Origin of the sequence: Acinetobacter sp. SM1B, assembly GCF_003289665.1 — a bacterium.
In the GTDB taxonomy this organism is placed as follows: domain Bacteria; phylum Pseudomonadota; class Gammaproteobacteria; order Pseudomonadales; family Moraxellaceae; genus Acinetobacter; species Acinetobacter schindleri.
In genome coordinates this window covers 597,056-607,814 of record NZ_QMBM01000001.1, presented here as the reverse complement: position 1 = coordinate 607,814, position 10,759 = coordinate 597,056, and the positions used below count along the sequence as shown (strand labels likewise).

At 42.6% G+C, this 10,759-nt stretch carries 7 protein-coding genes and 1 pseudogene; 3 read left to right on the top strand and 5 right to left on the bottom strand.

From position 1 onward, the window contains the following. Positions 1–19 precede the first annotated feature (19 nt). A complete protein-coding gene (locus C8322_RS02925) occupies positions 20–739 on the bottom strand; it encodes a hypothetical protein (protein ID WP_111810368.1) in 720 nt (239 codons plus the stop codon). Between the two features lie 76 nt (positions 740–815). Beyond that, positions 816–3,422: a Fe/S-dependent 2-methylisocitrate dehydratase AcnD gene (gene acnD, locus C8322_RS02920; RefSeq protein WP_108675461.1), complete on the bottom strand. Its 2,607-nt coding sequence runs from the start codon at positions 3,420–3,422 to the stop codon at positions 816–818. A gap of 781 nt (positions 3,423–4,203) precedes the next feature. On the opposite strand from acnD, the pseudogene C8322_RS14700 reads away from it, so the two are divergent. Further along, positions 4,204–6,342 (top strand): annotated as a pseudogene (locus C8322_RS14700) (multicopper oxidase family protein). Between the two features lie 116 nt (positions 6,343–6,458). Further along, positions 6,459–7,184: a YgfZ/GcvT domain-containing protein gene (locus C8322_RS02905; RefSeq protein WP_103800558.1), complete on the top strand. Its 726-nt coding sequence runs from the start codon at positions 6,459–6,461 to the stop codon at positions 7,182–7,184. A 42-nt stretch (positions 7,185–7,226) separates the two neighbouring features. Here the strand turns inward: C8322_RS02905 and C8322_RS02900 are convergent, their stop codons facing one another. Next, positions 7,227–7,478, bottom strand: a complete 252-nt coding sequence (locus C8322_RS02900; protein ID WP_004814532.1) for a hypothetical protein — start codon at positions 7,476–7,478, stop codon at positions 7,227–7,229. Between the two features lie 227 nt (positions 7,479–7,705). On the opposite strand from C8322_RS02900, the gene C8322_RS02895 reads away from it, so the two are divergent. Next, on the top strand, positions 7,706–8,524 hold the full coding sequence (locus tag C8322_RS02895; protein WP_111810367.1) for a tetratricopeptide repeat protein: 819 nt from the start codon (positions 7,706–7,708) through the stop codon (positions 8,522–8,524). A 47-nt stretch (positions 8,525–8,571) separates the two neighbouring features. Here the strand turns inward: C8322_RS02895 and C8322_RS02890 are convergent, their stop codons facing one another. Beyond that, positions 8,572–9,507 carry an AEC family transporter gene (locus tag C8322_RS02890; RefSeq protein ID WP_108675462.1) on the bottom strand — a complete coding sequence of 312 codons (936 nt, stop codon included), beginning with the start codon at positions 9,505–9,507 and terminating at the stop codon, positions 8,572–8,574. 81 nt (positions 9,508–9,588) lie between these two features. Next, the gene (locus tag C8322_RS02885) at positions 9,589–10,713 is read right to left on the bottom strand and encodes an NADH:flavin oxidoreductase/NADH oxidase (RefSeq protein ID WP_111810366.1); all 1,125 of its coding nucleotides are present in this window, start codon (positions 10,711–10,713) and stop codon (positions 9,589–9,591) included. Positions 10,714–10,759 lie beyond the last annotated feature (46 nt).

The window sequence follows — 10,759 nt, the reverse complement described above, 5'->3', positions numbered from 1 at the left end:
TATATCGCTAAAAAAGCCTTTACAGATAGGTTTGTGCAACAAAGCCTTTTTCAGACCAAAATTGACCAATGGTTTTTTTAATTTCATATTTTGAATCTTTTTTTGCAAATGGAAGTATTAAAACCAATATATGCTCTAATCTACTAAAATATGAATCAATCATTGAAAGTGCGTTATATACAGCTTCTATTTCCCAATCTTTTTTCCTAAGATAATTTGAAAGTACTTTCGTAAAATCTTTATCTTCTCTGGTAATTTCTTTAGCAAATAATTTTTGAGCTTCATAACGAAAGTACATGTACTGATTATCTAACTTATGAAAGTTATTTTGAATTGTAAAATTGCTTGAATTAATTTGTTCTTCGGCATATTGAGCTAAAATTTTTGTCTCGATAAACTTAATATTCTTCTTTAGTCTATTTATGATTTCTTTATGATTTGTACTTCCATTTAGTTTTTGACTATAAATTCTCAAACCAAATTTATGTGAACTTATCATATTCACAATACCTTTATATTTAAAAACTATTCCCCAATGCATCTTATCCCATCTATAAATAGAACTGAATTTACATATTTTATGTAAGGTAAACAGTAAAATAGCTTCAACAGGAAAATCCTCATGAGAAATAGAAATATAAGATTTATCATCAATCAAATTTTCAGATATTGGATCTGCATAGGTAAAATCTTTAAACAAAGTATCTAATCTATTCTGTATTTCTGGTTGAACGTACATAGAATTTCACAAATAAAAAACCTACATAAATGTAGGTTTTTTATATATTAAAATCAAATAAGACTATTTGAAATCATCAAGCCACATTCCCTTCTAAGAAATCCTGTGCAAAGCGCTGTAATACCCCACCTGCTTCATACACAGAAACCTCTTCTTCAGTATCCAGACGACAGGTCACAGGCACTTCAATCGTCTGTTCCTTACCATCTTCAGTTGCGCGCTCAATAACAAGTGTCAAAGTCGAACGTGGTGCAATATTACCAATCACACTATACAGCTCAGTACCATCCAGCTTTAAAGTTTTGCGGTCTGTACCTGGTTTAAACTCAAGTGGAAGAACACCCATACCGACTAAATTGGTACGGTGAATACGCTCAAAACCTTCAGCCACAATCGCTTCTACACCTGCCAGACGCACACCTTTGGCTGCCCAGTCACGACTTGAACCCTGACCATAGTCTTTACCAGCAATCACGATCAAAGGTTGTTTACGGTTCATGTAGGTTTCAATTGCTTCCCACATCCGCATCACTTCGCCTTCTGGTTCCACACGCGCTTTAGAACCCTGCTTAATGGTGCCATCAGAACGGACCACCATTTCGTTATACAACTTAGGATTCGCTAGGGTTGCACGCTGTGCAGTCAGGTGATCGCCACGGTGCGTCGCATAAGAGTTAAAGTCTTCCTCGGGCACACCCATTTTTGCTAAGTATTCACCCGCTGCCGAATCCAACACAATCGCATTCGATGGAGATAAATGATCAGTGGTGATGTTATCGCCAAGGATGGCTAACGGACGCATATTTGCCAGAGTACGCGGTGCAGCCAATGCCCCTTCCCAGTATGGCGGACGGCGGATATAAGTACTTTGCGGACGCCAGTCATACAGCGGACTTGCTGCCTGCTCACGCTCACCCAGATCGAACATTGGAATATACACTTTCTTGAATTGCTCTGGCTTCACTGATTCTTTTACCAGCGCATCAATTTCTTCATCCGATGGCCAGATGTCTTTCAGGTAAATCGGGTTGCCGTCTTTATCGTTGCCTAGTGCATCTTTTTCGATATCAAAACGAATCGTACCGGCAATTGCATAAGCCACGACTAACGGTGGAGATGCCAAGAAAGCCTGTTTTGCATACGGATGGATACGGCCATCGAAGTTTCGGTTACCGGACAATACCGCTGTGGCATACAGGTCACGGTCAATAATTTCCTGCTGAATCTTTGGATCGAGTGCGCCCGACATGCCGTTACAGGTGGTGCAGGCATAAGCCACGATACCAAAGCCGAGTTTTTCCAGATCTTCAAGTACACCCGCTTCTTCCAAGTACAGCGCAGCTGCTTTAGAACCCGGTGCAAAAGATGATTTCACCCATGGCTTACGCACTAAACCAAGCTCATTGGCTTTACGTGCCAATAAACCTGCTGCAACAGTATTACGTGGGTTGGAAGTATTGGTACATGAAGTGATTGCCGCGATGATGATCGCACCATCTGGCATCAGGCCATCGGTACGGTTTTCTACTACTCCGGCAATGCCTTTCTCTTTCAGGTCAGCAGTTGAAACACGCGCATGCGGATTGGATGGACCAGCGATGTTACGGGTGACAGTCGATAGGTCAAAACGCAATACACGTGGATATTCTGCTTGTGTCATTTCCGATGACCACAGGCCAATTTCCTTGGCATAGCTTTCAACCAGTTTGACCTGTTCTGATTCACGACCAGTCAGGGTCAGATAATCAATGGTGTTCTGGTCAATATAGAACATGGCTGCGGTTGCGCCGTATTCTGGGGTCATGTTGGAAATCGTGGCGCGATCACCCACTGACATGCTGTCTGCACCTTCACCAAAGAATTCCAGATAAGCGCCAACCACACGTTCCTTACGCAGGAATTCAGTTAAGGCCAAAACGATATCCGTTGCGGTGATGCCCGGCTGACGTTGGCCCACCAGTTCTACCCCAATAATATCCGGCAGACGCATCCAGGATGCACGGCCCAGCATCACGTTCTCAGCTTCCAGACCACCAACACCCACCGAAATTACACCCAATGCATCAGTATGTGGCGTATGCGAATCTGTACCAACACAAGTGTCCGGGAATGCAACACCGTCACGGTTCTGAATCACCGGTGACATTTTTTCCAGATTGATCTGGTGCATGATGCCGTTACCGGCTGGAATCACATCAACATTTTCAAAAGCCGTTTTGGTCCATTCAATAAAATGGAAACGGTCTTCATTACGACGGTCTTCCACTTCGCGGTTTTTACGGAATGCATCCGGATCAAAGCCGCCATACTCCACCGCCAGCGAGTGGTCGACAATCAGCTGGGTTGGCACCACCGGATTAACTTTGGAGGGGTCACCGCCCTGATCGGCAATCGCATCACGCAGACCGGCAAGATCGACCAGTGCCGTTTGCCCCAAAATGTCATGACACACCACACGTGCCGGATACCAAGGAAAATCATGTTCCTGCTTACGCTCAATTAACTGACGCAGTGACTGTTCCAGAATGGCAGGATCACAACGGCGTACCAACTGCTCTGCCAGCACTTTGGAGGTATAGGGAAGTTTGGCATATGCGCCTGGCTGAATATCTTCAACGGCCTGACGCACGTCGTAATATTCCAGCTGGGTACCTTGCAGCGGTTTACGGTAGTTGTTGTTCATAGCTTACCTGCCTCTTGAATCGTTCTTCTGTACTGCATACTTGTTGTAGATGTTTCACATCGTTTTGCAGGCATAGTACACTGTGGAAAAGCCATTTCCCAAATCTTTTATATTTCATAAACTTATATATAAAAAACAGCGTTTTTGAAATAAATGGATACATATTCTTTAAAAGAATGGCTCTAAATCCTTATTTTCTAGAAAAAAACCGGGCAAATCCTTCTTATTCTTTAGTATGAGAATAGCCTTGTAGCTCAAAAAATAGACTTATTTAAGATTAACGGTATCTTTTATTTTTTCATTTAAAGGCAAAAGACGATTTTTAGATGAACTGAGTTTCTGGGTAAAAATAGCACTAGTTGAATAGATAATTTTTTGACTCTTTTTCATCTTTGGCAAAGTCCTTAGCCTGACAATAAACCATAGCATCAATAAAATTTTCCAGGTTTATTTCTATCTCTTTTTAGTTTTTAGGAAAATGTAATATGCGCTTGGTACCTGAGAACCTGTAAAGCAAGTGAGTCAGATTAAAATCCCTAACTTTTTTAAGATTTTTTTACAGTCGATGACTTCTTGCAAATTACTTTAAATATCATAATTAATTCAAAAACTTAATACTTCTTTTGGGTAGCTTATTACTTGAATAGTTTTGACCTTTCCCTGTCATCTATCTGTATATCCCAATTTGGTGATATTCACCCTTAAAACATTTCAGTACATCTAAGCGGTAAGTACTTCATAACAACAACACACAACATAAAAATTAATAAAGGTGAAGAACATGTTACAGATCGCCATTATTGGGATCATTACTGTATTAGTGGCAGTTTTGGCTTCCAGCTGGATTGGAGGGAAAAAGCCCTCCGATCCATACAATCCGACTAAACCTACTCCTACCCACCCCACTAAACCGGATCATCCTTCTCCCCCTTCCCCTCCCGCCTCTGGTAAATCGGAGTCACTCATTAATAATCCACCCTTGCTGCAAAAAGGTGCTAAAGGCAAATACGAACTGGTTGCGGCATATAAGACCAATAAGATTTATAACCCGAGGCAATTGCAATGGGATCAATTACTGGTTCGGGGTTACTTGACTAAAGCCAGTTTATTGAACAAGCAGGAAGCACGTGAAACCGGAATTGTAGATGAACTGGTTGGTCCACAGATTCGGGTCAAACAGGGTGAAACCTTGTCGATTAATTTAAATAATCAGCTGCCCGATGAAACGCCTGAAAGCTGTGAAAATATTCTCGATCCGAATGAACCCCATTGTTTTAATACCACCAACCTACATACACATGGTTTCTGGGTCAGCCCTCAGGGAAATAGTGACAATGTCTTCCTGAAAATTGCCCCGCAGGCGAATCTTGACTATCAATATAAGATTGAACCCAATCATCCTGCGGGCACTTACTGGTACCATGCCCATTTACATGGCTCGACCGCAATTCAGGTATCTAGTGGGATGGCTGGTCCGCTCATTGTGGAAGGAAGCCGTGTACCTAAAGTGAAAAATGGCAAGGTGACGTCTACAGGTGATCTCGACATTTTATGGAAAGATAAAGCTAAGAATAATGATGCAAATGAAAAAATCCTGGTCTTCCAGTAAATTCAATATGAGTGTACTGACACTGAAGGCCAATCTCTAAACAGCAATGATTGTAAAGGGGCCGGTATAGGCACGATGGAAAACTATGCCGGTCTGAATAGCTTCAACTCTTGGGGGTTAAATAACTACTACACTTCAATTAATGGCAAAGTATTAGGCGAAATTCAGGTCAATCAAAATGAATTTAACCGCTGGCGTATGATTCATGGAGGGGTGCGGGACACTATTGGCTTAATCATTAAAGAATTACCTGGCTCCAGTCAATATACTGCCAAACAAACGGTGGATACCTGTCTTTCCTATCAGGGGGATATTCTCATTCCCGCCTCAAAAGTTGCTTTCGATCAACTGACCAGCCTGCCAGTTCACACGATTGCCCAAGACGGTTTAACGATGACCCAGGCTCAGACCCGTACCCTTTCCGTGTTCCAGCCAGGTTATCGTCACGATGCCATGCTCAGCTTTCCCTCCACCAATAAATACTGCATCTTTGATTCAAGATTAAATATTGATGATGAAATCAATACCAGAACTTCCGGTGAAATCACCCCACAGTTATCTCCTAACAGTGGGCTAAATGCACAGCTGCTGGGCTGGGTAAATGTCAAATCCACCAAGTTGAAGGCGCAAACTGCTGCTCAGTTTTTAAAAGATCAGGCACAGAAAATCGGCTTAAGCAAGGAGATTCAGGCGCAATTAGCACAACTTAATCTGTCTGCCTTTACTGATCATCCCTCATTGATGACCAGAGAAATAGATAACCTGATTCGAGACAGACCGAAACAACGCTCTACTTTCGATGCCTCTTTTGGTCCAAATGGTAAATTCGGTTATCGTTATGCTGATCATCCAGGCATTTATAGTTTTGGAGAAACCTTCACTGGAGAAAGTGTGGTCAATGGCAAATATGTGCGCAAACTAGAAATAGGTAAAGTCGATGAATGGGTACTGACCAGCGCAAATCTGGGACATCCTTTCCATATCCATGTCAATCCGTTCCAGATTGTTAAAATTTTAAACCCGGATAAAAAGGACGTAAGTGAAGCAATATCTGAACCTGCAACCACGCCCAATGAGCTGGATGATGTCCAGTACCGAGGTTTAAAAGGACAATTCAAGGATACCATTTTTGTTAAACCGGGATATGAAGTGATTGTTCGAAGTCATTACAAGAAATTCGAAGGTGACTTTGTACAGCATTGTCATATTCTCGATCATGAAGATCAGGGCATGATGGAATATGTACGAATCTGTGGCGGCAAATTTGACTGTAATGCCGATTTACCAGGTTCACATGACCATCATCATTAACTCTCGCTTTTAATTAAAAGCCTGCATCTGATATTGCGGGCTTTTTTATTTGCCTAGAGATAATGCTTGCTGCACAATAGCTTGATTGATTTTTAGTATTCAAACTGAGGCTGATCATGGCAACATCTCCTGCTTTTACCTTATTTACGCTGAATGGAGTAGATGCGCAAAAATTCCTGCAAGGTCAAGTGACTTTAAATACTGAAGCCTTGGCTGAAAACCAGACGCGCTATACCGCAATCTGTAGTTTAAAAGGACGCATTCTATTTGGTTTATGGCTGAAAAAAATTAACGCTGAAAGCTTTGAAATTGTTGTGACTGCTGATCAGGCCGAAGACTTTGCCAAGCACATCCGCAAGTTTGGCGCTTTCTCCAAAATGAAGTTAGAAGAAGTAGGTTCAGCTTATCCAGTTACTGTAGGTATTCATAGCGAATTTGGTCCTGAAGCAACGGATACTCAAGCTTGGGAAATGAATGCAATTGAATCAGGTCAGGCATGGATTCAGGCAGCAACCGCAGAACAATTCCAGCCACAAGAACTGCGCCTGCATCAGCGTGAAGGCATCCACTATGACAAGGGGTGTTACCTCGGTCAGGAAGTCATTGCCCGTTTATGGTTCAAAGCCAAACCGAAACACTGGTTGCATCTGGTACAAGGTACAGGTGCAGCACCTGCTATCGCAAGCAAACTGAATAATGATGTAGAAGTCGTAAATAGCGTTAATATTGATAGCGGATTTAAAGCACTCGTGGTTGCCAAACCGGAAGCGATTACTGAATTAGGTTTGACTGTACTCGACCTGCCTGAAGCACTCAGTGGTGATGTCGCTCGTCCACAATAAGAAAATCACTTTAAAAAAAATCCTCCTATATGGAGGATTTTTTTAAAGATTAAAATCATGGAACAATTTGTTCATGTCTTTAATCACATAATCTTTAAAATGAAAAGCGCGTGCATGTTTCGCATCGAAGCGTGCAGTTTTACCTTCATGCTCAAAAATATATACACGGTCTTCATTGCTGACTAAAAAGTTTTGACCCAATCGCATGAGTAATGCATCGAACTTATCCTCATCAGCGATACTGTCATCCTTACTGATTTGATCATATGCACGTTTAATGCCTTTAATAAACATTGTTTCACCCTACTTCATGGCTCAAACGCGGATTTAATCAGAGATTCATAGAATTTCAAAGTTTTGTGGTAAAAATAGTCTTCATCTTCTCTTCATCACTCTCTATTATATTTGTATTTCGTGACAATTAGGATATTTACAAAGTACAAAATCATTTTATGATGTAGCTGTAATAATTTAAAAAACACCACGGAATCAGGTGTTGCATACAACAAGGTCTAGGAACCATGAAAAAAATAATATTTGCTGCGATGCTCGCAGTTTCAACTCAATATGCACTTGCCAATGCAAATACTAAAGCTGAAGCAGTTGATCCTCAATTTGCCAAGGTTGAAGCCTTAGTCAAAGCCAATGACTTTAAGGGTGCTCACACTTTACTAAATGAGTTAGCACAGAAAGGGAATGCTCAAGCACTGTATAACTTAGGCTATTTAACCCAGACTGGTCAGGGCACCGCAAAGAATGAGAAAAAAGCGGTACAACTGTATGAACAGTCAGCAAGCAAAGGCTACCCGGTTGCCAACTATGTCCTCGGTAAAAATTATGCAGGCGGCACAATGGGGCTGAAACAGGATCTGACCAAAGCCAAACAATATCTGGAACTCGCATCTAGTGCCGGTTTTGATGATGCTACTGTGGATCTGGCAGTGTTACTTTTTGCTGAAGGAAAACCTGCTTCTGATCAGCAAGCACTGAAAAAACTTCAACCACTGGTTAAAAAAGATAATTTCCAGGCGATTCATGCCAAAGCCCTGTATGACATCAGCATGGGCTTTAAAAATAAGGATGAAAAACCGATTCAGCAAGGTTTAAGCTCGATTCAGGAGCTTGCCAAGAAAGGCTATATCCCTGCCCTGATGGCAGTCGCTAACATGTTTGCCAATGGTAATATCGTGCCGCAAAACCTGCCTGAAGCGAAGAAAATCTTTAGTGCCTTGGCTCAGGAAAATATTCCACAGGCCAAAGAGTCTCTGGCGGCAGTAGAGAAAATGATTGCTGAACAAAGCAAGAAACCAGCTCAACCAACGGCGCAAAAGAAAAGCTAACCTAAGCTATAAAAAGCCCCTGATTCGGGGCTTTTTTATTGGAATGTTTAACTGAGAAAATAGCCAGACTGAGTCAGGATGACTGCCACCACAATAAAGCCCATTAAGGTACTGAGTACCAATGGCGGTAAAGCTTTGTCCTGTACCCCATAATGCTGGGCAAAAATCCCAAAAGCGATTGGCATTGGCAATGCCGCCAGCAATGTGCCGATAAAAAGCATCTCACGACTGACATCAAAAGCCGATAATAAACTGAAAATCAGCAATGGCATGACGAGGACTTTCATGGCTGTCAGGAACCAGCTAAAGGCCGTCAGTGAGCTGAGATTCATGCCAATCAGGCTACCACCAATCACAAATAAGGCCAGTGGCGATGCAGTTTGCCCTAACATTTTTAAGGTAGAGCTAAGTAATTCTGGTAGTTGAATATCCAGAAGTATGCACAAAATACCCAGCATAATCGAAAGAATCACCGGATTTTTCAAGATCCGTAGCAATGTTCCAGTCAATATACTTTTGCCAGTTGTACCGGGAGCCTGCAGACCCCGTTCAGCCAGAATCAGCATCAAGGTCACGATCAGCAGATTTTCTACAATAAGAGTCAATGAAAGATAAATTGCTGAATGTGAACCAATCAATAAAGTCAGTATCGCCGTGCCGATAAACCCGGTATTGGACATGGAGCCACCCATGGCCAGCACACCGGACTCAGTGAGAGAAGCCTTGAAGAAATAGCGGCAGCAGAAAAATACCAAGCCATAGAGCAGCAAAGAACCGCCTGCATAGGCAATAAAATACTGTGGACTCCAGATATCGCTGAGATGTTTACTTGCCAAGGCTTGTAACAGAAAAGCTGGCAAGGAAATCTTCATTACAAACTGGCTCATCGCCGTAATCAGCGAGGGGGTGATAAATTGGGTTCGTGCAGCGATATAACCTAAAAACACGACGGCACAAATTGGAAATAGAATAGTGAATAACATTAATTTTCTGCAGTTTTACTGCATTGTTCCTTAATATGTTCATCCCTGAACGATTAACTTGCACTCATTCAACAAGCAGTTTTATTTGTCCGCTGAGGAGAAAGGCTTAAGCAGATCACGCAAACCATGTGGCTGGCAACGCAAATACTGAGGCGTCACCTCTACGGTTTCACCGAGTGTCGCAGCTGCATGCCATGGCCAGCGTGGATCATACAAAATGCCACGCGCAAGCGCGATAGCATCTGCCTGTCCATATTGCAGAATTCCTTCTGCCTGCATTGCTTCCGTAATCAAACCGACTGCAATCACTGGAATATTGACCGCCTTTTTAATCGCTTCCGCAAAAGGAACCTGATAATTCGGATGCACATCAATTTTCTGGTCTACATGTAAACCTGCACTCGAAACGTGGATATAGACAGCACCCGATGCTTCCAGCGCTTTAGAAAGTTCAACAGCAGCCTCAATATTCCAGCTTTCAACATCTTTCATCCAGTCGGTTGCAGAAATACGCACGCCAATTGGATAGCCTTCAGGAACCGCAGCTTTCATCGCTTTAAAGACCTCTAAAGTCAGACGAATCCGGTTTTCAAATGAACCGCCATATTGATCCTGGCGCTGATTCGACAGAGGTGACATAAATTGATGCAGCAAATAGCCATGCGCAGCATGAAGCTCAATCAGCTCAAATCCTGCTTCGACAGCACGCTTGGCACTGGCAGCAAAGTCCTGAATTACTTGCTGGATTTCCTCAGGATTTAAGGCTTTTGGTGGGTGCTCATGTGCTTGAAAGGGAATATCACTGGCAGAGAAAGTCTGCCAGCCTAAAGGCTGATCTGGTGCAATTTGCCCCTTGCCTTCCCAGGGTTTATCTGTGGAGGCTTTACGCCCAGCATGTGCCAACTGAATCGCAAAAGGCATTGGCGAAAGAGATCGTACCTTCTCCAGTAAGGTCTTGATCTGTGCTGTCTGGCTATCATTCCATAAGCCCAAATCGGCATAACTGATCCGGCCTTCTGGCTGTACCGCAGTCGCTTCGACAATACATAAACCTGCACCCGATAAGGCATAGTTAGCCCATTGCTGCTCGTGCCAATAGGTAATTTCCCCCTGCTCTGTTGCAGAGTACTGACACATCGGCGCAATTACGATTTTATTTTGAAGTTGCAGTGATCCAAATTGAATAGGTTGAAATAGTAATGCCACGCTATATTTCCTCTTTTTATTGCCCAGTTTCACTCTAAAAATAAAA